The organism is Spirulina sp. CCY15215 (genome assembly GCF_016888125.1).
In the GTDB taxonomy this organism is placed as follows: Bacteria; Cyanobacteriota; Cyanobacteriia; order Cyanobacteriales; family Spirulinaceae; genus CCY15215.
In genome coordinates this window covers 1-277 of the sequence record NZ_JACSWA010000045.1, presented here as the reverse complement: position 1 = coordinate 277, position 277 = coordinate 1, and the positions used below count along the sequence as shown (strand labels likewise).

Below are 277 nucleotides of genomic sequence, written 5' to 3'. Positions count from 1 at the left end.
CTAAAGAGACGGGGATTCGGAAGCAGTCCAATAATGGACTCTTACAGGCGTAGTCAAAGCGCCGCTACTGACTCCTTTAAGGCACAGCCCTAAAGTTACCGCTACTTTTCTTAAAATATTCGCTGCTCCGTTGCAGTCAGCATTGACGAACAAACCATTCTGAGTACAATACAATCCCCACTTAACTCGCTTTCCTGATGGCTTCCAGCTTTCGGGTTTTGCACCGAATGTCGGCAAGAAATCATCATCTAAAAACGATGCTTGCGAGGTGTACGAT

The 277-nt window shown here is 46.2% G+C and carries 1 pseudogene; it reads right to left on the bottom strand.

Annotated features, from left to right (window positions below):
* Positions 1–277, bottom strand: a pseudogene (locus JUI58_RS00190) (RNA-guided endonuclease TnpB family protein); the annotation flags it as partial.